Origin of the sequence: Acinetobacter amyesii (assembly GCF_002018365.1) — a bacterium.
Taxonomy (GTDB): Bacteria; Pseudomonadota; Gammaproteobacteria; order Pseudomonadales; family Moraxellaceae; genus Acinetobacter; species Acinetobacter amyesii.
In genome coordinates this window covers 1-24,576 of sequence record NZ_MVKX01000010.1, presented here as the reverse complement: position 1 = coordinate 24,576, position 24,576 = coordinate 1, and the positions used below count along the sequence as shown (strand labels likewise).

The following is a 24,576-nucleotide window of genomic DNA, read 5'->3' as shown; positions in this document are numbered from 1 at the left end:
GTGAATAAATATTCAGGATGAACTTTACGCAAGGTCTAAAAATTGCATTACAATGATTCGCCCATTATTTATAGACTGGCTATGAATAGGGCGGAGTTAGAGCCACAATAATATGCGAACCCGTGCCAAAATTTGCGGTATCACACGTATTCAAGATATACAGTCTGTCGTCCAAGCTGGCGCAGATGCCATCGGATTTGTTTTCTTTGCGCCCAGTCCGCGCAGTGTAACAGTAGTGCAGGCCGCTGAATTGGTTCAGCATGTCCCAGCATATGTGCAAACTGTGGGTTTATTTGTGAATGCATCGCAGGATGAAATTGCAGACATTTTAAAACAAGCGCCTGTCGATATTTTGCAGTTTCATGGTGATGAAACGCCTGAACTATGCAAGCAGATCTCACAGCATGTTGGCCGCCGCTGGTATAAAGCCATTCAGGTCAAGCCAGATTTGGACGTGATTAGCGAAATCCAAGCTTTTCAGCAGGCGGGGGCAAGCGCGGTACTGTTAGATGCGTGGCATCCAGAGTTGAAAGGCGGTACAGGGCATAGCTTTGACTGGGCACAGTTCCCAAAACTCGATATTCCTTTAATTTTGGCGGGCGGTTTAAAGCCTGACAATATTGAAGATGCGATTCAAACCACAGGCGCTTATGCCGTAGATGTGAGCGGTGGTGTAGAATCGGCAAAAGGTATTAAAGACCAACAACTCATAGAACGCTTTATGCAAGGAGTCCATCGTGGATCAGCAAAATAAGATTGACTATACCCAATTCCCTGACGCACAAGGGCATTTCGGTATTCATGGCGGGCGTTTTGTGTCAGAAACTCTTATGGCAGCACTTGAGGACTTAGAAAAACTCTATTTCCGTATGAAAGATGATGCACAGTTTTTGACAGAATTCGACCGTGACTTGGCGTATTACGTCGGTCGTCCTAGTCCTTTGTATTATGCTGAGCGATGGTCGAAAGAGTTGGGTGGTGCGCAAATTTACTTAAAACGTGAAGACCTGAACCATACAGGTTCACATAAAGTGAATAACACCATTGGTCAGGCTTTGCTGGCTAAACTTTCAGGTAAAAAACGTATTATTGCCGAAACAGGCGCAGGTCAGCACGGTGTAGCAACGGCAACGATTGCTGCGCGTTTAGGCCTAGAATGCGTGGTGTTTATGGGCGCAGAAGACGTAAAACGTCAAGCCATGAATGTGTACCGTATGCGTTTGCTTGGAGCAACGGTTGTACCTGTGGAAAGCGGTTCAAAAACATTGAAAGATGCGATGAACGAAGCGATGCGTGACTGGGTAACTAATGTTGATTCAACTTATTACGTGATTGGTACTGTGGCAGGCCCGCATCCATATCCGCAATTGGTTCGTGATTTCCAATCGATCATTGGCCGTGAAGCGCGTAAACAAATTCAGGAACAAGCAGGCCGTTTACCTGATGCGCTTGTTGCATGTGTGGGCGGTGGTTCAAATGCGATGGGCTTGTTCTATCCATTCTTGAATGATGAAGACGTGAAAATGTACGGTGTTGAAGCTGCAGGCTACGGCATTGAAACAGGCAAGCACTCAGCACCATTAAACGCAGGTCATGTCGGTGTACTTCACGGCAACCGTACTTACCTGATGTCTGATGACCAAGGTCAGATCATTGAAACGCATTCAATTTCTGCAGGTTTGGATTATCCAGGTGTAGGCCCTGAGCACAGCTTCCTCAAAGATATGCACCGTGTGAACTATGTGCCAATCAATGACAATGAAGCATTGCAAGGCTTCCGTGATTTAACTCAAATTGAAGGTATTATCCCTGCGCTAGAAAGCTCACATGCGATGGCTTATGTGACGAAACTTGCACCGACGATGGACAAAGACCAAATCATTATCGCGACGGTTTCTGGCCGTGGCGATAAAGACTTAATGACCGTTGCCCGCATTGATGGTGTGGAAATGGTTGAGATGTAAAATCTCCCCCAACCCCTCTTTAATAAAGAGGGGAAAAGCCCTCCTTTGTTAAAGGTGAGGATTTCAGAATGTATTCTGAATCCGCAAGGGGAGGATTAAAAAAAATCGGGCAGAAGCAATTCCGCGCGATTTTTTTTTGGGCTGAAAATTTTATTGAGGCAAATCACTACAAAACAGATGCAGAATAAAAGTGTGAAATAAATCACAATACTGCGGAAATTTTATTGCTTTAGAAAGACTTTATAACAATGACGTTTACCCAATTGGTTCGTGCTGAATCCTTTCCCACCCATATTTATTGGCAATGGCGTGATACTTTTGCGCTGTGTATTCTTCCGCTGATCTTGCTCAACAGTTATGTCTTAGACCAGTTTTTTGGTGTTTCGGCTCAGGTTGCTTTGGGTGATGCGATTTTTCGCGGTATTTTATTTATTGCCGTGTGTTGGCTCTATAAAACGATGCTGTATACACACTGGCAAAAGTATAAACAGGCCTTTTGGCGTTCAAGCCTGTTGGTGGTTGTCGGTGCAGTCGTCTTACAAGTAGTGATTTCTTTTACACGCAGTCTGTTGCCAGTGGGAGAGAGCATTGAAAAAAAATCGACCATTGATCCTAATACGATTGCGTTTTTTAGCTTGCTGATCATCAGCCTTGGGCCATTATTTACCGCTTTGCTCGAAGATATTATTTTCCGCTATACCTTGCTACAAAAGCTGTTTGTACAGCCGTGGCTGTGGCGAGTGATTTTGGTCTTGCTGAACTCAATCTTATTTGGCTTGATTCATTATCATAATTTTGATGGCGATTTGATTGCGACCATTAGTTTTATGGCGGCAGGTCTATTTCTCAACCTCATCTATTTGTGGACGCGTAACATTTGGCATGTCTTACTCATTCATTTCGTCAACAATGCAGTACTATCGTTAGGCGGCGTGATTTTATTGAAATTACTTCAGCCCTATGTGGGCAGTTGAAGTCAAAAATAGGGGGAGATTGTGTCCAGTTTATTTATGGTGATGCTCGGCGGACGCCATGCAAGAGCAAATATTGAAGTACATGACGTCATTCTTGCAGTGGGTAACGCATTAGAAGAGGTTTATCCGCAACTGAGAACAGCATGGTTTGGTGAGCAAAAAGGCTTACATATTGATGCTTGGGCACAAGTACATACAGTCAGCACTGAAAATCGGCATTATCGCATCCAATTTTGTGATGCCGCGCCCCGAGCTGAAGATGAAAAATTATGGCTGATTAATCTCGGGGGATATGATGCCCGCGAATTTCGTGAATTACATCGTTATGTTTTGGTGACAGGACAAAACGCTAGTGTCGCAAAACAACGGGGCAAGGCTTTTTTTGAGTCACATTGGCAAAAACAACATACCGACCGAACCCTAGATGTTGATGATTGTATTGCGATTGATCATGTCTACGGGCGCTATATCGAATTGGTTGAAACGCCGTATAGCCAGCAAAATTCATGGAAAAATGATTACATCTTAATAAATGAACATTTGTGATGATTAAGAGCTGAAATGTCAGCTTTTATATTTTTTTGTGATATTCGCCTGAAATCAGATGGATTGTCTTTTCAGGCGTTAAATAATAGGCATAATAACATTCAGGATTTAGACCTTAAACCTCAATGGAATGGCGTATATGGATTTAATACGGCCGAATGGACAGCCGCATTATGGGCGTTTTAGTGAACTTCCCAATCGCATCGATTTAAGTAAGTATGAATATAAGACACCGTATGGAAAACGACTTGAAGGTTGGCGTAAGCGTTTAAAATATAAAAAATTTAAATTTTGTTGTATTCAGCATGAGCATTATACGATTGGTCTAGCGATTGCCGATATCGCGTGGGCAGGGCACGGTTTTGTTTATGTGTATGATCATATTACGAATGAAGTATTGGAATGGAATTCGATTAATTTCCTGTCACGCAATACCATTTTAGATGAACAACCTTTATTTAATCAAAGTCATTTTATCAAGTCAGGGATTCAACTGGATATTCAGCACGCCAATGGTGTGCGATACATTCAAATGTCGAAACATGGCGAACTCAAACTGAGCGCTCGAGTGTTTTGCGCAGGGACTGATCCGCTGAGTATGTGTAGCCCTACAGGGATTAATGGTTGGACCTATACTCAAAAATTGACAACGTTAGGGTGTGAAGGTTTTTTTATCAATAAGCAAGGCAAGACCATTCAATTCCATGACCGAACATTGGTGTCTTTAGATGATACCTGTGGTTTTCTTCGTCCTGAAACCGCATGGTTTTGGCTGTCGTGTAACTTTTGGGATAGTCAAAATCGACGCGTTGGGATTAATCTTGCCTCTGGTGTAAATGAAAGCTTTGGCAATGAAAATTGCCTTTGGGTCAATGGACATCTGTATGCCATGTCTGATGTGCTGTTCCAGCAACAAGGCGATAATCAATGGAATATTAGTTCATTAGACAACAGCTTAAATTTGATCGTCACTACAGGTTGGCGGCGCTATGAAAACCTGAATTTAAGATTGGTCGGCAGTCAGTTCAGTCAATGGCAAGCAAAAATTAGCGGTACAATTCAACGTGATGGCGAAGAAATTGTATTCTTAAATGAATATGGTTTACTTGAGCAGCACTATGCCAAATGGTGAGTCTGAGCCTATAAAAAAAGCCGCAATCGATGCGGCTTTTTTTATTCAGTTTTTATTTTGCAGCTTGCCAAAACACTTCCGCAGCTTGAATTGGATCATTGGTTTCTTCATAAGTTTTTAACCAGAGATCATAATTTTGCACAATGGGATGCTGACTCGGATGGAAGTCTTTTTTAAACCAATCTCGATATGGCTTGCTCATACGGGTGAGGGTGCCATTTTTACCAAAGAACCACGGTAAGCCTTTCATATTTAATTTTAAACGTTCCGTGAAACTGAAGCCGTCATGTTTCAGCATCACATTGGCACGGTATAAGGTAAAGCCGAGCATCAATCCACTGGTCCAGACCAGAGTGAATTTCTTTAGATTTTCATCGACCTTAGCCACATCTTTCATCACATCAAAAGCCACATCGCGATGTTCCATTTCTTCTATCGCATGCCAAATAAATAATGCACGGACATAAGGATGTGCAGATTCTAGTACGGACTTTTGGCTACAAAAGGTTTCAGCCATCAGTGCAGTCAAATGCTCGGCTGAAGCCGTCATGGCAATATTGTATTCAGGTGAGCGTTTGCTCAGTTCAAATTTAAAAATTTTATTTAGACGTTTAATGAACGCATCGACAGGCATGCCTTGTTGTTTCATTAACATATTCATTTTGTCATGCGCCATACCGTGCTGCGCTTCTTGACGAATAAAGTCAGCTACACGTTGCTGTAAATCAGGATCTTGAATTTGACTGCGGAACAGACGTACAGATTCAATAAAATAGCGCTCGCCATCAGGAAAGGTCAGGCTCAAGGCATCAAACATACGTGTTAAAAAGGGGTCTCCGCCAAACCAATAGCGCGGGATTTCTTCTAACTTAAAATTTAGCTTTGTGCGAACAATGGGTTCGACTTGATATTTGACGATAGCATTCATGATATTTTTTCTGTGCGAGTCGTATTGATTGCAGTATGTCGGAGAAATTGCACTTTGTTTTGACAGATATTGCCAATTTTTATACATTTTACGCCATGATGAAAATATAAAATGTCAGAATTGGCAGGTCAGAAAGAGGGGCGAGATGGCTGAAATTCAGATCCCAAATGGTTACTTCCAACTATGGAATATGGTCTTAATTGAGCGTGAATTAAACTATACACAGCTCGAATGGATTGCGCCGTATGCTGCGCAAATTCAGCATGTGCTGTCTTTGCCGATCGACTCTCAATCGCCGAATTCTTTTTTTAACAGCATCATGCAACTGACTCAGCAGCATCTGGATTGCCCGCAATTGGTTTTTGAAATGGCCAAGTATATTCGTGCAGAGCATTTTGGGGTGTTAGGCTATATGGCGACACTGAGTAATAGTGTTGCAGATGCTTTGCAATATGTGATGCGGTTTAGTCGTTTGGTGATTGATGGGGCGCAAATTGTGCCGATGAATATGAGCCATCAAGATCATCAAATTATTCTGTCTTGGCCACAGCATGATGATGAATATGCTTTGGTGAATGAATTGACCATGGCCTGTATGGCACATTTGGCCAAGCAAATTTTTCCAGATTCTTTAAAGCTACTCCGCATTCATTTTGCCCATGCGCCGCGGATGGCACGTTATCACTATGAAAAGTTTTATGGTTGCCAAATGGAATTTTCGACCCTTAAATATTCATTTGTGATTCATGCCGATAGTTTGGATTTAAAGTCAGAACTTGCAGATCCATCGCTGATGCAATTGTTATTACGCCAAGCCGAAGAGGCGATAGCCGCTCGTCCGCAACATGCAGATCCAATTATACAGATGCAACAATGCATCGCTGATTATCTCAAACTAAAACAGCAAGCCCCGAAAATAGAATGGTTAGCAGAGGAGTTACATCTGTCAGTCAGAACCTTGCAACGACAGTTACAGGAGAAAGACACCTCGTTTAAGCGGCTTTTGGAGCTTGAGCGGATGAAACGCTGTGAATATCTACTTTTACAACAAACCCATTTGACAGATATCGCTTTACAGCTAGGTTATTCAGATCAGTCGGCTTTGGCACGTGCTTTTAAGGCATATAGCGGAGAGACATTGTTGGCGCGAAAAAAGGCTTTGAAATTAGAATAAAATTTGCAGACATCTCGTCAAAAAAAGCCATTCATACAGCATTAAAAAAAGCGGTCAAACGACCGCTTTTCTTTTAAGCCAAGCTTATGCCGCAGCTTTTAATTTTGGATAACGCAGTAAAATGGCAAGGATGGCAAAGATCGCCAAGACCCAACAGTAATACACACTACCAATCAGTTCCACAGGCGAAAGTTTGGCGATCGAACAAGCCAGTAACAGCTGAGCGCCATAAGGAATGAGACCTTGGACTACACAAGAGAAAATGTCCAAAAGTGCAGCAGCACGTTTAGGGTCTACACCATATTCTTTCGCGACTTCACGTGCCATTTCACCAGATAAAATAATTGCGACAGTATTGTTTGCCACAAATAGGTTGGAGAAAATCACCAAGAAACTGATACCAATTTCACCCGCGCGTTCAGCGCCGACTTTAAAACAGCGTGTCATGCTGTAAATACGTTGAATCAGCCATTCTAAACCGCCTTCTTTTTGCATAATGGCAGAAATACCACCCAAGAAAATAGAAAGCAGGGCAACTTCAAACATGCCGGTAAAGCCGTCATAAATAGAATTATTTAAGCTTAAGAAGTTAAATTCAGGTTGAATCACCAACCCAATCAAGCCAGACAGTAAGACACCAATAGTCAGCACAGCAAGCACGTGTAAACGTGAAAAGGCCAAAATAAATACGGCTAAATAAGGCAAGATCAGCCAAGCATTATAGGCTTTGTGTTCAATCGCTTGTGAGCCTTGACTCATAAATAAATAAATACAAATGCTAACGATCGATGCAGGAACAGCAATCCAAACATTGACCTTAAATTTATCGCGAAGCTGAACTTCTTGACTGTTCGTTGCAGCAATGGTGGTATCTGAAATCATCGACAGATTATCACCAAACATGGCACCACCGACCACAGCACCAATGGCATACACCACTTCAATTTCGGTGACTTGAGTAAAACCAAAGGCAATTGGTGCACAGGCTGCAATAGTGCCCATGGAGGTTCCCATCGCTGTGGCAATGAAGGCCGCAATAATAAACAGCATAGGCAGCACGAACTCAGGCGCAATCACTGATAGTCCCAACTGCACTGTTGCATCAACACTACCGATGGCACTGCTGACACTGGCAAAAGCACCAGCGAGCATAAAGACCATGAACATTAAGATCAAATTCGGGTGGCTGGCACCTTTCATAAAGGTATCAATCGCGTCATTTATCTTGCCGCGATAGAGCAAAATTGCCAATACAATCGCAGGAAGAGCAGCGACTGGGGCTTTCACTTGATAGAACGCAAACTCAGTTCCAATGATGGAATGGTAAATACCACTGCCCAAAAAAATGGTCAGAAAAACAATAAGCGGGAGCAGTGCAAATGCCCGAGCAGGCACTTTCACTTGTGAATCGGAGGACATAGGAGATAAAAAAATAAAAGTATGCGGCTAGTATAAAGCAGGTTTTGCAATTTAAGGAAAATTAAAATGTAAATGCTAAGCCTGTTATTTTTAACATTTTTTTGATGATAAAATTAAGTTAATCTAAAACCTTATAATTTTGCCAGATCCTAAAATTAGGCATCTTTGATCATTGTGAAAAAAACTGAAATATCGGTAAATGATGCTTTCGGGTTGTTCTGGAAAATTATGTTTGCATGAGAAATGCCGACTGAGGATTGTATGCCCTGTTCAATGGGTAAAAAATAGCGTTACAATGCGATGTCTTGTATTTCGACAAAACCCACATCATAGTTTTGATTCATTCAAGGAAAGTATAACCCTATGTCACGTTTAGCCACTCGATTTGGAACGCTTAAATCTCAACAGCGTAAGGCCTTGGTTTCTTATGTTATGGCTGGTGACCCTCATCCACAAGTAACGGTACCTTTGTTACATCAAATGGTTGAGGCAGGTGTAGATGTGATCGAATTAGGTCTTCCATTTTCAGACCCAATGGCGGATGGTCCTGTTATTGCACTTGCCGCTGAGCGTGCGCTTGCTGCAGGAACCAATACTCTAGATGCCTTGAACATGGTGAAAGAGTTCCGTAAAAACGATACAGAAACACCTGTGGTACTGATGGGCTATTTAAACCCTGTTGAAGTAATCGGCTATGAAAAGTTTGTTGCCTATGCACATGAATGCGGTGTAGATGGCGTGCTCTTGGTGGACCTTCCACCAGAGGAAGCAAAAGATCTAGATGCAGTATTGAAAAAATACGACATGGATCAAATCTTCTTGCTTGCGCCAACATCCACTGATGAACGTATTCAGCATGTGGTGAAACAAGCCAGTGGATTTATCTACTATGTTTCTTTGAAAGGTGTGACAGGTGCAGCGACTTTAGACGTTGCTGAAGCTGCGGCACGTATTCAAAAAATCAAATCGTATACTCAGGTACCTGTTGGCGTTGGCTTTGGTATCAGTGATGCAGCATCGGCGAAAGCCATGGGTGTTGCTGCGGATGCGGTAATTGTAGGTAGTGCTTTTGTTAAACAATTTGCAAACTTAGCGCCAGAACAAGCTGTAATCGAAACAGTGAATAAAGTGAAGGAGCTTCGAGCTGCGCTCGATGAGTTAGTATGAGTCAAGACGCAAAAACAGGCAAAATTCTGAGCGCATCTACGCCATGGACAGAGCGTGCGGTACCAGGTATTCATGTACCTGATGAACAGCAAGCATTAAAGGCGACATTTACTGAGCCGACGATTGAATGTCCTGAGTGTCATGCACTTGTGACTCGTACTGCGATGTCATTTAATGCCTACGTTTGTCCACAGTGTGATGAACACTTGCGAATGAAAGCGCGTGATCGTTTGAACTGGTTCTTTGACCAAGTACAAAAAGAATTGGGTCAAGAATTTAAAGCCAAAGATCCACTTAAATTTGTAGATAGCAAAGCGTATCCAGACCGTATGTCTGAAGCGCAGAAAAAAACCGGTGAAACAGAAGCTTTAGTGGTAATGCAAGGAACGCTGAAAGGCATTCCAATGATTGCGACTGCTTTCGAATTTGATTTCATGGGCGGCTCAATGGGCACAGTGGTCGGTGACCGTTTTGTTCAAGCGGCTGAACTAGCGATTAAATCCAAACAACCACTTATTTGCTTCGCTGCCTCTGGTGGTGCACGTATGCAAGAAGGCATGTTGTCATTAATGCAAATGGCGCGTACTTCTGCTGCCATCCAAAAAATGAAAGATGCAGGCTTGCCTTATCTAGTGGTGTTGACACATCCAGTCTATGGTGGTGTAACTGCATCATTGGCAATGCTCGGTGATGTTCATCTGGCTGAACCAAAAGCCATGATTGGTTTTGCTGGTAAGCGTGTGATTGAGCAAACTGTACGTGAAAAATTGGAAGAACCGTTCCAACGTGCGGAATATTTGCTTGATCATGGTGTAGTCGATCAAATTGTCCACCGTCATGCATTACGTGATACAGTTTATCGTATTGTAGCGAAATTGATGAATTTGACTTGAACACAGCACCACTTGCATCTGATTCTTTAAGTACATGGCTCGATTATTGGAGCCATGTTCATGTTACGGGTATTGATTTAGGTCTGGAACGGGTGATTCCTGTTGCAGAGCGACTCGGTGTAACCCAACCTGATGCGAAAGTGCTGACGGTCGCGGGAACAAACGGTAAAGGTTCAACCACGACCACTTTGGCTGCGATTTTAAATGGCCAAGGTTATAACGTGGGGCTATACCAATCACCGCATATCTATCGATTCAATGAACGTGTAAAGCTTCAAGGTGTTGAAGTGGCCGACCAAACCCTGATTGATGCTTTTGTAGCCGTTGATCAGGCGCGTCGTGAATGTGAATTAAGTTTATCTTTTTTTGAAGCGACCACTTTGGCCGCTTTTGTTATTTTTAAACAGCAACATTGCGATGTATGGGTACTTGAAGTAGGCCTTGGTGGTCGACTTGATGTGGTCAATGTCGTCGATCCAGATGTTGCAGTGATTACCAATATTGGTTTAGACCATACCGATTGGTTAGGCGACACCATTGAAAAAATTGCTTTTGAGAAAGCAGGGATTATTCGTCCGAATATTCCCGTAATTTTTGGTGGACAGCAAGTACTGCCTGAAGCCATTCGTCAAAAAGCAGAAGATTGCAAAGCCGCTTTACATGTACTCAATCGTGATTATTTTTATCAGTACAGTGATGACGGACAATCTTGGATGTTTGCTTCATCAGGTACAACTTTAAAACTGCCTGTGGGTTCTTTGGCGCTCGAAAATATCTCTACGGCTGTAGCCGCAATATTGGCCAGTGGTTTGGTGGTTTCACAGCAATCGATCGCTGAAGGGATTATCAATGCCAAGTTACAAGGCCGTTTTGAAGTTAGAGAAATTGCAGGAAAAACGGTGATTTTCGATGCGGGACATAACCCGCATGGTGTTGAATTTTTGTTAAAGCAATTGCGAAATTTCCTCCAGTACAATAAACAATACACAGAAGTGATCAGCGTTTTCTCCATGCTGACTGATAAAGACATAAATTCTGTCGTTAACTTATTGAAAGATACGGTAAGAATGTGGAAAATTGCACAATTAAATGTGCCACGTGCGGCATCTATCACACAATTGGATAACGCACTGCAGCATCAAGTCGTAGAACATTATGACAATGTGCAATTAGCTTTTAAGTCCGCGCTGGAAGAAACAAAGAATAATCAGCTGATTCTGGTATGTGGTTCATTTCATACCTTAGAAGCGGTATGGGAGTATCTGGAAGAATGTCAATGAATAACAAACAACGCTGGATGGGTGGTGTTGTTTTATTAGGTGGTGGTGTACTGCTGGCCGCACTTTTACTTAAAGGCAAAGAAGAAATACATCAAAATCAAAGCCAAACCCCTGAAATGGCTCAAGTTGAGCAACAAGGTCAGGGGGCGGGTAAAATGTCATCATTGACTGTTGATGTTGAAACTGAAAAGCGCTTGCTCGAAGAACAACGACGTACCCGTGAAAAATCGGTTGCGGAGCAAGAAGCACGTGCAGCAGAGTTTTTAGCGATGCAACAACAAGCGGAAGCTGATGCAGCACGCAAAGCAGCAGAAGAATATGCGGCTTTAAACGCACATCGTTCAGCTCAACAAAGTTCGGATAATATTCCTCCCGAATTGGTTGAAGATGAAAAAGCCAAGCAAAAGCGTTTAGCTGAGGATAAGTTGGCGGCTCAAAAAAAGTTAGAGACTCAGTCGGCGCAGCAAAAGGCTGATCAGGCACGTATCGCAGCAGATAAACAAAAAGCTGAAGCAAAACGTAAAGCGGATGCTCAAAAAGAAGCTGAACGTAAAGCACATGCTGAAGCTGAGAAAAAAGCTGCAGATAAGAAAGCAGCCGAAGCGAAGCAACAAGCTGAAGAAAAGCGTAAAGCCGAAGAAAAACACAAGGCAGAAGAAAAGCGTAAAGCCGAAGCCAAGAAAAAAGCTGAAGCTGAAAAAGCACGTGATCTGTTGGAAAATGGCGATAAGCAATGGATGGTACAAGTTGCTCTAGCTGCCAATGAAGCCAATGCAGATGCCGTCGCTGCAAAATTACGTGCAAAAGGCTATAAAGTGACGAAGAGTCCAACATCTAAAGGCATTCGTATTATGGTCGGCCCTTCTAAGGACCGTGATGCTGCGGACGCAACACGTAAAAAGATCAATTCAGATGCAAGTTTGAATATGAAATCTGCGTGGGTGATTGATTGGGTACCACTCGATAAACGCTAAGTTTATTTGAGGAATGACCTTTAATAAGATGGATTCAGTAGTTGCTGCTGAATCCATTTTACATTTTCAGGGCTGAATAATCGGTCAATATTTTTCCAAATAGGGTGGAAGCCATAGCCACCTTGTTTCATTTCACGCTTTGCTTCCTCAATGGACCAATGCTGAAAAATAATACGGTACATTGCCACACTCGCGCCTGTACGGTCTGAGCCGTGGTAGCAATGGATTAACACTTTTTGCTGCTGTTGTTCAGCTTCTTTTATGGCTTTCATCACCGCCAGTAAATCTTCACGATCGATTTGCCACGTGTGTATCGGAATATGTGCAAATTTAATCTTTTGTGTATCAATAGCATTTTTTAAGCGTTCTGGGTCATGGTGCCGTGAACGTAAATTTATGATCACATCGATGTGCTGTTCTCGTAGAACAGGGGCGAGATCTGTATCAGGTTGTTCACTGCGAAATAGCATTGGGCTGATTTGATAAAAATTATGTTGTTGATGAACGACTTTCCCCCAATGCTGAGGACGTTCATTTAACGGTAATGGATTTGATGTCATGTAACCCGTGAAGCTGAAGCTAACACTGAGTAAGATCATTGGCAGGATTTTAGCGGTCATAGCCTGTGTTCTGATAATGAGCAAGTTCGAATGGGTCATGTGCGCAGATGAGATCGATGTCTGGTTGCTGCGCTAACTGCTGAATCTTATGAAGTGTGTGCAGTCGCTGTGTATTGTCGGTGGCAAATAAACGTTCAAGCTGATTTAAGGCCCGCGAATGAAAATTTGGATTTAATTGATGATGTGAGTAATAAGCATCGCCACAATATAACAACCAGCGATGGTTATTTTTTATTGCAATACCGGCATGACCCGCGGTATGTCCCAAAAGCGGGAGCATTAAAATTTCCTCTTGAAAAATAGATAGACCGGCAGTGTGCTCTAAGTTAAACCATGCTTGCGTCCCGATGTTTTCGATAAAGTTCCAATAACGATGTTGTTGGAATTGCTGTGGTCGATAGCGCAGTCGTGATTTAAGGCTGTGAAGATTTTGAGGGGCGTTATATTCACTGGCTAGCACATGCACGGTCGCCTGCGGAAAATCAGAGATCCCGCCAGCATGATCAAAATCTAAGTGTGACAACAAAATGTGTTGAACATCTTGAGCCTTATAGCCTAATTTTTGAATTTGATGAATCGCACTTAGTTGCGGATTAAATTTGATCTGCGCTGTGCGTGAAATAAACCGACCTAAACGATTTTGTGGATGTAAATAATCTTGTAAGCCCAGTCCTGTATCGACTAAGACGAGTCCTTTATCGGTTTCAACGAGCAGGCAATGACAGACCAAATGTGCGCGAAAGCCTTTCTGTCCAAATAAAGGGGCACACGTTGGACAAAAACTACCACAATGTAAATGATGAATTTGATGAATCACGGTTTGTTATTTTCAAGTTTTTCTTAGTTATAACGGATTTGATAGGTTTAACCAATCTAATCCCTGAGAGGAATTTGTAATCAAAAAAAAGCTCATCCGAAGATGAGCAGGTTGGAGAATGCCAGAACGGGCTCGTCATTCGTTCTGAGGGGAAAACTATAGTAACTATGGTTATGATCCATCGTTGGCTCTAGTGCTACGCCTAAAAATAGTTAAAGTTGTATCTTTGCTTTGGTCACTCGCAGCCGAGCTTCTTATCTTACGCTCGGACAGCGTAATGCTCCGTTTTATTCTCACTTAGGTTGAGGCGTTAAACGAAGGTAAGGCGTAACTGCGTTATAACCTTGAGGAAAGCGTTGTTTGATTTCCGCTTCATCTTTTAATGATGGCACAATCACCACATCTTCACCTTGTTGCCAGTTGGCCGGTGTTGCAACTTTATGGTTGTCTGTCAGTTGTAAAGAGTCAATGACACGTAAAATTTCATGGAAATTACGGCCCGTCGATGCAGGATAAGTAATGATTAAACGGACTTTTTTATTTGGATCGATGATCACCAAAGAGCGAACAGTTAATGTTTCGCTAGCATTAGGGTGAATGAAATCATAAAGGGTAGACACTTTATGGTCTTTGTCTGCAATGATCGGGAAGTTCACCGTGGTATTTTGAGTATTGTTAATGTCATTAATCCAGCCATGATGCGATTCAACATCATCAACAGACAGGGCAATGGCCTTAACACCACGTTTGCTAAATTCATCTTTTAGTTTTGCGGTAAATCCAAGTTCTGTGGTGCAGACTGGGGTGTAATCGGCAGGATGCGAAAATAAAATGCCCCAACTGTCACCTAAAAAGTCATAAAAATGAATGCTGCCTTCGCTTGAGTCTTGAGTAAAGTTTGGTGCAGTGTCACCTAAACGAATCGTCATGGAATATCCCCGTATTTATTGAATTTGTTTAACTTGAAAATAAATATGAAGGAATTTTTTTATGATTAAAAATAGTGTTTTCTCATTTCTTTATGAATATTTTTTATATAAAACAGTTTTATTGGTGGATAAAAGCGAAATATCTCACGACAGAGTCACTATGTTGTCTGCAGAAAATTTGTTACATTAGCTTGCCTTAAGTCTCCGGGGCTAGAACCCGAGCGCAGAATATTTAAGGGGATTTTTGTGCAAAACCCTTGTACTTCGAATTTCTAGCACCATAATAACGACTAAGAAAACATATTCATTTGACAAGCAAGATTTAGAGAGTCTATTCATGTTGGCAAGTCTGATCGGAGGAATCTTCGGTACCAAAAATGAGCGCGAACTCAAACGCATGCGTAAAATCGTAGAGAAGATTAATGCGCTCGAGCCGACGATATCTGTTCTAAGCGATGCAGACTTATCTGCAAAAACTGAAGAATTCAAAGAACGTTATAAAAAAGGCGACAGCCTTGATAAATTATTACCTGAAGCGTTTGCTGTTTGTCGTGAAGCTGCGAAGCGTGTCATGGGCATGCGTCATTATGACGTACAGCTGATTGGTGGTATTACCTTGCATGAAGGTAAGATCGCAGAGATGCGTACCGGTGAAGGTAAGACCCTCATGGGAACGCTTGCTTGTTATCTCAATGCTATTAGTGCTGAAGGCGTTCACGTGATTACAGTGAACGATTATCTGGCGCAGCGTGATGCCGAGTTAAACCGTCCATTATTCGAATTTTTAGGTTTAAGCATTGGGATCATCTACTCAATGCAAGACCCGACTGAAAAAGCTCAAGCGTATCGTGCAGACATTACTTACGGTACCAACAACGAATTCGGTTTCGACTACTTGCGTGACAACATGGTGTTTTCTGCGGCTGAGAAAAAACAGCGCAGCTTAACCTATGCCATCATCGATGAGGTCGATTCGATCCTAATTGATGAAGCACGTACACCGTTGATCATTTCTGGTCAATCAGAAGACTCTTCTCAGTTGTATGCCGCAATTAACAGCATCCCACCAAAACTTCATGCACAAAAAGAAGAGAAGGTGCCAGATGGCGGTCACTTCTGGATTGATGAAAAACAGCGTTCTGTAGAAATGACCGAAGTCGGTTATGAAACCGTTGAAGCTGAATTGATTCAAATGGGCTTGCTTGCTGAAGGTGAAAGTCTATATTCATCTGCAAACTTAAACTTGGTACACCATGTTTCTGCGGCCATTCGTGCGCATTACCTATACCAACGCAACGTGCATTACATCATCCATGAAGGTGAAGTAATCATTGTTGATGAAAACACCGGTCGTACCATGCCGGGTCGTCGTTGGTCTGAAGGTTTGCATCAAGCAGTAGAAGCCAAAGAAGGTTTGGAAATTCAACCTGAAAACCAAACGTTGGCAACCACCACATTCCAGAACTATTTCCGTCTTTACAAGAAATTATCAGGGATGACGGGTACTGCAGATACTGAAGCTGCAGAAATGAAAGAAATTTATGGCTTGGATGTTGTACTGATTCCAACCCATCGCCCGATGATTCGTAATGACCAAAACGATTTAATCTATTTAAACCGTGAAGGTAAATACAACGCCATCATTCAAGAAATTCAACGTGTTCATGAAGCAGGTGTTGCACCGATTCTGATTGGTACAGCAACCATTGAAGCCTCTGAAATTTTATCAGATAAGCTGAAAGAAGCTGGCATTCAACATGAAGTGCTCAATGCGAAACAACATGAGCGTGAAGCGGATATTATTGCGCAAGCGGGTTCACCGCGTGCAGTGACGATTGCTACCAACATGGCCGGTCGTGGTACCGATATTCTGTTGGGTGGTAACTGGAAAGCCTTACTGGCGAAGATTGAAGAACCAACGGCAGCAGATGAAGCGCGTTTAAAAGCTGAGTGGGAACAAAATCATGACATGGTGTTGAACTCTGGTGGTTTACACATCATTGGTTCAGAACGTCATGAATCTCGTCGTATCGATAACCAGTTACGTGGTCGTGCGGGTCGTCAAGGTGACCCAGGTGTATCACGTTTCTACTTGTCGCTTGAAGATGATTTGATGCGTATCTTCGCGGGTGATCGCGTGGTTGCGATGATGCGTGCCATGGGTCTGAAAGAAGATGAAGCCATTGAACATAAAATGGTGTCACGCTCGATTGAAAATGCACAACGTAAAGTTGAAGCTCGTAACTTCGATATTCGTAAAAATCTATTGAAATACGATGACGTAAACAACGAACAACGTAAGATTATTTACTCTCAACGTGATGAAATTCTTGAAGAAGCGTCACTGCAAGATTACATCGAAACGATGATTCACGATGTGACTAAAGGCATGATCGAAGTGTATATTCCACCTGAATCTATTCACGATCAGTGGGATATTGAAGGTCTTGAAAAAGCACTTCGTGAAGATCTATCGATTGAACTGCCAATTTCGCAGTGGCTAGAGCAAGATCGTCGTTTAGATGAAGAAGCTTTGGTTGAACGTATTACTGATGAAGTTCTTCAACACTACCGTTCACGTCGTACGCAAATGGGTGACGAAACGGCTGCAATGCTCGAACGTCACTTTATGTTGAATTCATTGGACCGCCATTGGAAAGAGCATTTGGCAGCGATGGATTACTTACGTCAAGGGATTCATTTACGTGGTTATGCGCAGAAAAATCCTGAGCAAGAATACAAAAAAGAAGCCTTTAACTTATTTGTAAACATGCTTGCGGTGATTAAGTCAGATGTCGTGACAGATTTATCTCGTATTCATGTACCAACAGCCGAAGAACTTGCAGAAATGGAAGCTCAAAAACAGGCTCAAGCTGAATCAATGAATCTTCAATTGTCACACAATGACTTTGATAATTTATTGGCTGAAGCCAATGGTGATGACGTTATCGATGCGCAATACACACCTGCAGAGCAAGTGATTGTTCCGCCAGAAAGTCGTAACTCACCATGCCCATGTGGTTCAGGTCTGAAATATAAACAGTGTCACGGTAAAATCTAAACGACATTGCTTAATTTCAAATAAATCAGAGCCTTCGCGCTCTGATTTTTTATTTACACTGCTGATCTGACCTGAATAGTATTTGCAGTTCAGCAGATTAAATGTTATTTAGTTTCTATCAATAACCGTAAGACGGAAAAGACAATGAAAAAAGTACTAAAACCGTTCATGATTGCTGCTTTGGCTTTGCCAACTTTTGCCTTTGCAAACGCTCCTCAGACGACTTCTGTCGAGAAAGTTCAACAAGCAGTTGGTCCAACAACAACTCAAGTACAGGTTGGTACTGACGGTCAAGTGACTGTAGCAAGCCCGCGTACGGGTATTCGTTATACCTTTGCCAATCCAAATCGTCCGATCGTATTGCAAACTGCGAAAATTGCAGCAGCCAATGCGGCGAATGCTGACCGTATTGTGGCTGAAAACCCAGCACTTTCTGCTGCGAGTCAACAAAAAGCGAAACAAGTGCTTCTTGATGAAGCAACTCAGCTGGCGCGTAACTAATTTACGACGAACAGCGATAAAGACCAGTCGAAAGACTGGTTTTTTTATGCGCAAAAGAAATGCACAATAAAATTACAGCAAAACCGTGCTTCTGCTCGATTTTTTATAGATTTTGCACTAAGCTGTATTTTTTATAACTCATATAGTTGGACGTTGAAAAATGGCAGTTGGTGACGTATCTATGCCACAGATGCATGTGGTGAAAGGTGTAAAAATCGGTTCGGCTGAAGCGTATGTGCGCTATCAGAACCGACGTGACCTTGTCATTTTTGAATTTGCTGAGGGTTCTAATGTCGCAGGCGTTTTTACTCAAAATGCATTTTGTGCAGCGCCGGTGCATATTTCGAAAGCGCACTTATTAGCAGGTAATCCACGTTATTTAGTGATTAACACCGGAAATGCCAATGCAGGTACTGGCAAAATCGGTATGGCAAATGCTGAAGCGACATGTGCAAAACTGGCAGAACTGGCTGGTGTTCAAAATACAGAAGTCCTTCCTTTTTCAACGGGTGTAATTGGCGAGCAATTACCTATTGAGCGTTTGGTTCAAGGCTTGCAACCCGCATTAGATAGTTTACAAGAAGATGCTTGGTTGGATGCGGCAACAGGTATTATGACCACAGATACCACGCCTAAAGGTGCATCTGAGCAGTTTGAGCTAGATGGCGTTCTGTATACCATGACAGGTATTTCTAAAGGTGCAGGCATGATTCGTCCAAATATGGCGACCATGCTGAGCTATGTGGCAACGGATGCACCCATTAGCCGTGAGCTAGTGCAACAGCTTTTAAAAACCACAGTTAACCTGTCGTTTAACCGTATTACGGTTGATGGTGACACCTCGACCAATGACTCATGTATTTTGATTGCAACGGGTCAAGCTGGTGGCGTAGAAATTACCTCAGAAACAGATTCACGTTATGCTGCGGTTTTAGACGTGTTAACACGTGTGATGAAACGTCTTGCACAGCTCATTGTCCGTGATGGTGAAGGTGCGACGAAGTTTATTACTGTGGCGGTAGAAGGCGGTGCAGATACTCAAGAATGTTGTGATATTGCTTATAGCATTGCACATTCACCGTTGGTTAAAACTGCAATCTTTGCATCAGATCCAAACTGGGGCCGTATTTTGGCAGCAATTGGTTATGCCGGTGTGCCAAACTTAGATGTTGAAAAAATTCAGGTCTGGTTAGGTGATGTCCAAATCTGTAAAGACGGTGGTGCCGCAGCAGATTATACCGAAGCAGCAGGGGCTGCGGAGATGGAGAAATCTGAGATCACGATCCGTGTAGATTTAGGGCGTGGCAGTGCTCAAGATACTGTGTATACCTGTGATCTGTCGTATGACTATGTCAAGATTAACGCAGATTACCGTTCATAAGATATTTGATGTTTTTGAAAAGCCTCCGTTGTGAGGCTTTTTTATAAGTGGAACTTTTTAATGACCGGTAAAAAATAGCCAAGTGCCATATTTATGGGTCAGTTGTGAAGCACCTGTGTAGTAGCAGGCATTAAGGATAGAGAAGACGTTGTGATGAATAATGCAAACAACTTAATTGCAAATGAAGCAAAATCAATTGTACAAGCGCATTTGGATCGTTTGGGCGATGTTAAAGAGCATCACTTAACGGAAGCTGCAAAGCTTGAAAAGTTTGAATTAATTAAAGCGGAACTCAAAAAGCGTAACGCTGTCCTTGTTGCACACTATTACTGCGATCCTGAAGTGCAGGAGTTGGCAGAACTGACCGGTGGGTGTGTTTCGGATTCGCTAGAAATGGCACGTTTTGGCCGTGATCATGAAGCAACGACGTTGGTGGTTGCAGGGGTGAAATTCATGGGGGAGACCTCGAAGATTTTATCTCCTGAAAAAACCGTACTGATGCCAACCCTAGAAGCAACATGCTCACTTGATTTGGGCTGTCCTGTCGATGAATTTACCAAATTTTGCGATGCACATCCGGACCATACGGTTGTGGTATATGCAAATACCTCGGCGGCAGTGAAAGCACGTGCAGATTGGGTGGTCACCTCGAGCTGTGCTGTTGAAATTGTTGAGCATTTAGATAGTTTAGGCGAAAAAATTATTTGGGCACCCGATCAGCATCTCGGTCGTTATATTCAAAAGAAAACTGGTGCAGACATGTTGCTATGGGATGGGGCATGTATTGTTCATGAAGAATTCCGTGCGCGTGGTATTGCCAATATGAAAGCGCTGTATCCAGATGCAGCAGTTTTGGTACATCCGGAATCACCTGAATCTGTGGTGGATATTGCGGATGCCGTCGGTAGCACCTCGCAATTGATCAAGGCTGCACAAACCTTGCCACATGAACGTTTAATCGTGGCAACTGATCGCGGTATTTTTTATAAAATGCAGCAAGCTGTGCCGAATAAGATTCTCATCGAAGCACCGACGGCAGGTGAGGGAGCAACCTGTCGTTCATGTGCACATTGCCCTTGGATGGCGATGAATGAATTGGATGGCATTCTGGAAGTTTTACAAAAGGGCGATCAGGAAATTTTCGTAGATCCGGCCTTGGCTGAGCGTGCTAAATTGCCTTTAGATCGGATGTTGAATTTCAGTGCCAGTTTAAAACGTTAATTTTTGCTTGAAAAATGATTAAAATGCTTGATAAATAATCGCTTGAAATGATTTTTTATGTTTTTTTGAAGATAGGTGTTGACGTTAATCAACGTCACGCCTAGAATGCACACCGTACCGCACGATATGCGATACAGCGAAAGCTGAGATGAAACGGAGCATAGCACAGCCTGGTAGTGCACCTGGTTTGGGACCAGGGGGTCGTAGGTTCGAATCCTACTGCTCCGACCAATTTCTCAAGGCAAAAATCGCGTGATAGTCTATGTCATCGGTAATGCGCCTGTAGCTCAGTTGGATAGAGCATCCGCCTTCTAAGCGGATGGTCACAGGTTCGAATCCTGTCAGGCGCGCCATTTTAATGGTGTTCTGATACTAGAATCTGAAACTTGTTGTGATGGTGGATGTAGCTCAGTTGGTAGAGCCCCGGATTGTGATTCCGGTTGTCGTGGGTTCGAATCCCATCATTCACCCCAATTCGGAGCATAGCACAGCCTGGTAGTGCACCTGGTTTGGGACCAGGGGGTCGTAGGTTCGAATCCTACTGCTCCGACCATTTTCTTAAAGAAAACGGTCGATAAAAGATACCGCATACAGCGGTTTTTTTATGCCTGTAATTTAAAATGCGTTATATTGGTTATTCACAAGCAAGAACATGATGGTGGATGTAGCTCAGTTGGTAGAGCCCCGGATTGTGATTCCGGTTGTCGTGGGTTCGAATCCCATCATTCACCCCAATTCGGAGCATAGCACAGCCTGGTAGTGCACCTGGTTTGGGACCAGGGGGTCGTAGGTTCGAATCCTACTGCTCCGACCATTTATCTCAAAAGCAATACTGTAAAAAAAAGATGCCGCATTTAGCGGTTTTTTTATGCCTAAAATTTATAAACACAATAAAAAACCACCATAAGGTGGCTTTTCCAAATTCCGCTATTTAGGGAATGATTGTGACATTTACACGACGGTTGATGGCACGATTTGTTTCGGTGTCATTGGAAACCATCGGCTGTTCAGCACCACGGCCAATAATTTGAATATTTGAACTGTTATAACCTTGCTTTAAGAAGACGTTTGCAACGCTTTGCGCACGTTTTTCTGACAGTTGTTGGTTGTAATTGGCTTGTCCAACATTATCCGTATGACCAATAAACTTAATTTTATTCAGGTCATATTTAATCAGTTGAGTGGCAAGTGTATTTAACTTGCCTTGTTGGTGAGGTTGAATTTGATAATCATCAAAACCAAATAAAAGACGTTCTGGTAGGGCAAGTGTCCAACCATCGTTGGTCAAGACAAAACCTTCTTTTTTAAGCATGCGTGCTTGTTTGTAGCTTAAGTTACCTAAACTCATGCAGGCTGTCATAGTGGCCGTGAATGCAAGTATAAATAAAACTTTAAATGCGTTCTTTAACATAGCAAATCCTATGAGTTGGGGCGTTGTGGTGCAATGCACCAATGATTATTCGAAAGTTTAGCATCATACATGGCGCGATCCGCATCTGCGATTAGATCTTCTGGCGATTTCGCATTTTGGATTAGTGCCACACCAATATTAGCTTGTAATGCAATATTATGTTGCTCATAAACAAATGTGGAACCATAGCATTCATGTATTTTGTGACAAAAGACTTCGATTTCTGTCAGGAAATTTAAACGATTGATAATAATTGCAAATTCGTCACCACCGAGTCGCGCAACGAAAGCATCATCTGGTAGTGCTTGTTTTAAACAATGTGATGAGGCGCGTAGTACTGCATCCCCAGCTAAGTGTCCATATTGGTCATTCAGATGTTTAAAGTTTTCAATATCGACAAAGAACACAGCAGCGTTAGCTTGTAAGTCAAATAGCTCAAACAGCTTTTCATAAAAATAATTACGATTTGGCAATTGGGTTAATGCATCATGACGTGCTAGATGAATTAGCTTGTCATTTTCTGAAATTAAGTTTTTATTTGACTGTTCAATTTCACTAAGTAAACCATTAAAGGCGGTACTGAGTGCGTGTAATTCTTGAATATCAGAGTTTGAAACCCGCATTTTATAATCTTTCTTAATGCTAATGGTTTGAGCGGATTCAACAATCGAGCGAACGGATTGCATTAAGTATTGATAAACAGAGTTCACCGACCAAAACACAGTAGCCAATAAAAGAATAAAACCTAAAAATAAACCCAGCAAAATTTTATGGAAGAAACTAACTAAATCTGAAGAGTTTCCATATACGATCAGTTCGCCATAACTTTTCTGATCATGATGGATATCTAAACGAATCGGTTGGCTAAAAAAGAAATAATCCAAAATCGCTTGGTTGGAAAATGTTGAAATTTCTTGTTGCTCGGCATGAGCAAGCGATGCATTTTGATGGTTGGTAATTTCAATAGAGCGAATAGGATACAGTTGGGTGTATTCATTTAAAATTTGACGCATCGTTGTTTGGTCATTAAACACCACAGCGGGTTGAACACGTTCGTTTATCGCATTTGATAAAATCGTTAAGCTGTTTTTTGCATAGGTATGCATGGTATAGGTGGAAATCACCAAAAAAATCGCAGAACAAATCGTAAAAGTTAAAGCAAAGATGGTGAGCTGCGAACGTGTAAATAATTGGTGTAATGTAATTGGGTTATAGAGTTGTTTCATTCAGCTGACTCCGATGACTTCGCCAGTAATAAAACCCGTGGATCAATATGTATTTGTGACTGCGTTAAGCTTTCCATATTAATTTTAAACGAATAACTCTGATTTTTTTTATACAAACAAAATGCACTGCCCGACTCACACTCACTATTGTTGCTACTTAGAGAGAGGGCAGGGAAATTGACATGATTGTTTAAAATGCTCTGTTCTTCTTTTGCAGTGAGGTTGGAAAAAAATAAAACTTGGCAATGATTGGATTTGATGTCATTCACATTGATGGCTGTAATTTTATAAGTGCTGTGGGTTGGCGCAAGTTTTTTAAAATCATTGACTAAACTTGAATTATTAATCACGCAAAACTTGGGTGAAGTGGTTTCCCACTTGGCATAACTCAAAATAGAGAAAGTGGTTGTGAAAATATTTGCTGTGGGAGCTGCATATAATAAGGGTGAAATAGAGCACGCCATTATTAAATAGGCAGTTTTTTTTAAAACAACCATACGAAATCAAAAAAGTCTTAAATTAAATGGAATGAAAATTGGGTGTATATACGTTTTATTATATGAAATAGGGCGTATATAGCCCAATAATAATACAAAAGAATGTTTATGTGTTTAAAAAAGCGACATGCGTAAAATAAATCATAAAAAAGGTGTTGCAACGAATGTGAAATGCTGTAGAATGCACATCCATCGGCGGTGATGAAGATTAAAACTTCTGATAAAACAATGACTTGATTGAATTGATTAAGTTGGGTTTTATTTGATGAGTTTAAAAATAATTTGAATTACCGGTTGACTCTTTAGAAATAAAGAGTAATATAGCCGACCTAGCTTGCTGGTGACGAACCAACAAGAAGATCATTAAGAGATTATGAAGAACAACTTGTGTGGATTTTTACTGATTGATTGATCGAAATTATTTTCATTGATTAATGGTAGAAATTACTCGAAGTTTATTT

The 24,576-nt window shown here is 42.0% G+C and carries 22 protein-coding genes and 6 tRNA genes; 20 read left to right on the top strand and 8 right to left on the bottom strand.

Going from position 1 to position 24,576, the window contains the following annotated elements; translation table 11 throughout:
* The first annotated feature begins 112 nt into the window (after window positions 1-112).
* The 5 genes from B1202_RS14010 (at window position 113) to B1202_RS13990 (ending at window position 4,616) form a co-directional block, all read left to right on the top strand.
* Window positions 113-754 carry a phosphoribosylanthranilate isomerase gene (locus B1202_RS14010; protein ID WP_078191228.1) on the top strand — a complete coding sequence of 214 codons (642 nt, stop codon included), beginning with the start codon at window positions 113-115 and terminating at the stop codon, window positions 752-754.
* On the top strand, window positions 738-1,964 hold the full coding sequence (gene trpB / locus B1202_RS14005; RefSeq protein WP_078191227.1) for a tryptophan synthase subunit beta: 1,227 nt from the start codon (window positions 738-740) through the stop codon (window positions 1,962-1,964). Before B1202_RS14010 ends, trpB begins: the two co-directional genes overlap by 17 nt.
* A gap of 248 nt (window positions 1,965-2,212) precedes the next feature.
* Window positions 2,213-2,938: a CPBP family intramembrane glutamic endopeptidase gene (locus B1202_RS14000; protein WP_078191226.1), complete on the top strand. Its 726-nt coding sequence runs from the start codon at window positions 2,213-2,215 to the stop codon at window positions 2,936-2,938.
* 21 nt (window positions 2,939-2,959) lie between these two features.
* Window positions 2,960-3,484 (top strand): DUF1543 domain-containing protein, encoded by a 525-nt coding sequence (locus B1202_RS13995; RefSeq protein ID WP_078191225.1) that lies wholly within the window; start codon window positions 2,960-2,962, stop codon window positions 3,482-3,484.
* 139 nt (window positions 3,485-3,623) lie between these two features.
* Entirely contained in the window at window positions 3,624-4,616 is a 993-nt protein-coding gene (locus B1202_RS13990; RefSeq protein ID WP_078191224.1) for a DUF2804 domain-containing protein, read from the top strand.
* Window positions 4,617-4,668: 52 nt separating this feature from the next.
* Here the strand turns inward: B1202_RS13990 and B1202_RS13985 are convergent, their stop codons facing one another.
* Window positions 4,669-5,544, bottom strand: a complete 876-nt coding sequence (locus B1202_RS13985) for a metal-dependent hydrolase (RefSeq protein ID WP_078191325.1) — start codon at window positions 5,542-5,544, stop codon at window positions 4,669-4,671.
* A gap of 145 nt (window positions 5,545-5,689) precedes the next feature.
* On the opposite strand from B1202_RS13985, the gene B1202_RS13980 reads away from it, so the two are divergent.
* On the top strand, window positions 5,690-6,718 hold the full coding sequence (locus B1202_RS13980; RefSeq protein ID WP_078191223.1) for a helix-turn-helix transcriptional regulator: 1,029 nt from the start codon (window positions 5,690-5,692) through the stop codon (window positions 6,716-6,718).
* Window positions 6,719-6,802: 84 nt separating this feature from the next.
* On the opposite strand, the gene B1202_RS13975 is transcribed toward B1202_RS13980, so the two are convergent.
* A complete protein-coding gene (locus B1202_RS13975) occupies window positions 6,803-8,137 on the bottom strand; it encodes a Na+/H+ antiporter NhaC family protein (protein WP_078191222.1) in 1,335 nt (444 codons plus the stop codon).
* A gap of 363 nt (window positions 8,138-8,500) precedes the next feature.
* On the opposite strand from B1202_RS13975, the gene trpA reads away from it, so the two are divergent.
* The 4 genes from trpA to B1202_RS13955 are packed head-to-tail and all read left to right on the top strand — an operon-like array spanning window position 8,501 to window position 12,451.
* Window positions 8,501-9,304: a tryptophan synthase subunit alpha gene (gene trpA, locus B1202_RS13970; RefSeq protein ID WP_078191221.1), complete on the top strand. Its 804-nt coding sequence runs from the start codon at window positions 8,501-8,503 to the stop codon at window positions 9,302-9,304.
* Entirely contained in the window at window positions 9,301-10,197 is an 897-nt protein-coding gene (gene accD, locus B1202_RS13965) for an acetyl-CoA carboxylase, carboxyltransferase subunit beta (protein WP_078191220.1), read from the top strand. Before trpA ends, accD begins: the two co-directional genes overlap by 4 nt.
* Window positions 10,194-11,477 carry a bifunctional tetrahydrofolate synthase/dihydrofolate synthase gene (gene folC, locus B1202_RS13960; RefSeq protein ID WP_078191219.1) on the top strand — a complete coding sequence of 428 codons (1,284 nt, stop codon included), beginning with the start codon at window positions 10,194-10,196 and terminating at the stop codon, window positions 11,475-11,477. The genes accD and folC overlap by 4 nt, the downstream gene beginning before the upstream one ends.
* Entirely contained in the window at window positions 11,474-12,451 is a 978-nt protein-coding gene (locus tag B1202_RS13955) for an SPOR domain-containing protein (protein ID WP_078191218.1), read from the top strand. Before folC ends, B1202_RS13955 begins: the two co-directional genes overlap by 4 nt.
* A gap of 20 nt (window positions 12,452-12,471) precedes the next feature.
* On the opposite strand, the gene B1202_RS13950 is transcribed toward B1202_RS13955, so the two are convergent.
* The 3 genes from B1202_RS13950 to B1202_RS13940 all read right to left on the bottom strand — a co-directional run bounded on the left by B1202_RS13950 (window position 12,472) and on the right by B1202_RS13940 (window position 14,817).
* Window positions 12,472-13,071, bottom strand: a complete 600-nt coding sequence (locus tag B1202_RS13950; RefSeq protein WP_078191217.1) for a dual specificity protein phosphatase family protein — start codon at window positions 13,069-13,071, stop codon at window positions 12,472-12,474.
* Complete coding sequence (locus tag B1202_RS13945; RefSeq protein WP_078191216.1) at window positions 13,061-13,888, bottom strand: MBL fold metallo-hydrolase; 828 nt, start codon at window positions 13,886-13,888, stop codon at window positions 13,061-13,063. Before B1202_RS13945 ends, B1202_RS13950 begins: the two co-directional genes overlap by 11 nt.
* A 293-nt stretch (window positions 13,889-14,181) precedes the next feature.
* The gene (locus B1202_RS13940) at window positions 14,182-14,817 is read right to left on the bottom strand and encodes a peroxiredoxin (protein ID WP_078191215.1); all 636 of its coding nucleotides are present in this window, start codon (window positions 14,815-14,817) and stop codon (window positions 14,182-14,184) included.
* Window positions 14,818-15,154: 337 nt separating this feature from the next.
* Between B1202_RS13940 and secA the strand changes: the two genes are divergently transcribed.
* The 10 genes from secA (at window position 15,155) to B1202_RS13890 (ending at window position 21,795) form a co-directional block, all read left to right on the top strand.
* On the top strand, window positions 15,155-17,878 hold the full coding sequence (gene secA / locus B1202_RS13935; RefSeq protein WP_078191214.1) for a preprotein translocase subunit SecA: 2,724 nt from the start codon (window positions 15,155-15,157) through the stop codon (window positions 17,876-17,878).
* A 144-nt stretch (window positions 17,879-18,022) separates the two neighbouring features.
* Window positions 18,023-18,379 (top strand): hypothetical protein, encoded by a 357-nt coding sequence (locus B1202_RS13930; RefSeq protein ID WP_078191213.1) that lies wholly within the window; start codon window positions 18,023-18,025, stop codon window positions 18,377-18,379.
* 160 nt (window positions 18,380-18,539) lie between these two features.
* A complete protein-coding gene (gene argJ, locus B1202_RS13925) occupies window positions 18,540-19,760 on the top strand; it encodes a bifunctional glutamate N-acetyltransferase/amino-acid acetyltransferase ArgJ (protein WP_078191212.1) in 1,221 nt (406 codons plus the stop codon).
* Window positions 19,761-19,913: 153 nt separating this feature from the next.
* The gene (gene nadA / locus B1202_RS13920) at window positions 19,914-20,981 is read left to right on the top strand and encodes a quinolinate synthase NadA (RefSeq protein WP_078191211.1); all 1,068 of its coding nucleotides are present in this window, start codon (window positions 19,914-19,916) and stop codon (window positions 20,979-20,981) included.
* A 154-nt stretch (window positions 20,982-21,135) separates the two neighbouring features.
* Window positions 21,136-21,212, top strand: a tRNA-Pro gene (locus tag B1202_RS13915).
* A 45-nt stretch (window positions 21,213-21,257) separates the two neighbouring features.
* Window positions 21,258-21,334 (top strand) — tRNA-Arg (locus B1202_RS13910).
* A 44-nt stretch (window positions 21,335-21,378) separates the two neighbouring features.
* Window positions 21,379-21,454: transfer RNA gene (locus B1202_RS13905), tRNA-His, on the top strand.
* 3 nt (window positions 21,455-21,457) lie between these two features.
* Window positions 21,458-21,534, top strand: a tRNA-Pro gene (locus B1202_RS13900).
* A 105-nt stretch (window positions 21,535-21,639) separates the two neighbouring features.
* Window positions 21,640-21,715, top strand: a tRNA-His gene (locus B1202_RS13895).
* Window positions 21,716-21,718: 3 nt separating this feature from the next.
* Window positions 21,719-21,795, top strand: a tRNA-Pro gene (locus B1202_RS13890).
* Between the two features lie 117 nt (window positions 21,796-21,912).
* Here B1202_RS13890 and B1202_RS13885 read toward each other — a convergent pair.
* From B1202_RS13885 to B1202_RS13875, 3 genes are read right to left on the bottom strand one after another with little or no spacing between them, the layout of a single operon-like run.
* Window positions 21,913-22,392, bottom strand: a complete 480-nt coding sequence (locus tag B1202_RS13885; RefSeq protein WP_078191210.1) for an OmpA family protein — start codon at window positions 22,390-22,392, stop codon at window positions 21,913-21,915.
* 8 nt (window positions 22,393-22,400) lie between these two features.
* A complete protein-coding gene (locus tag B1202_RS13880) occupies window positions 22,401-23,618 on the bottom strand; it encodes a diguanylate cyclase domain-containing protein (RefSeq protein ID WP_078191209.1) in 1,218 nt (405 codons plus the stop codon).
* The gene (locus B1202_RS13875) at window positions 23,615-24,082 is read right to left on the bottom strand and encodes a YfiR family protein (protein WP_228145172.1); all 468 of its coding nucleotides are present in this window, start codon (window positions 24,080-24,082) and stop codon (window positions 23,615-23,617) included. The genes B1202_RS13880 and B1202_RS13875 overlap by 4 nt, the downstream gene beginning before the upstream one ends.
* Window positions 24,083-24,576 lie beyond the last annotated feature (494 nt).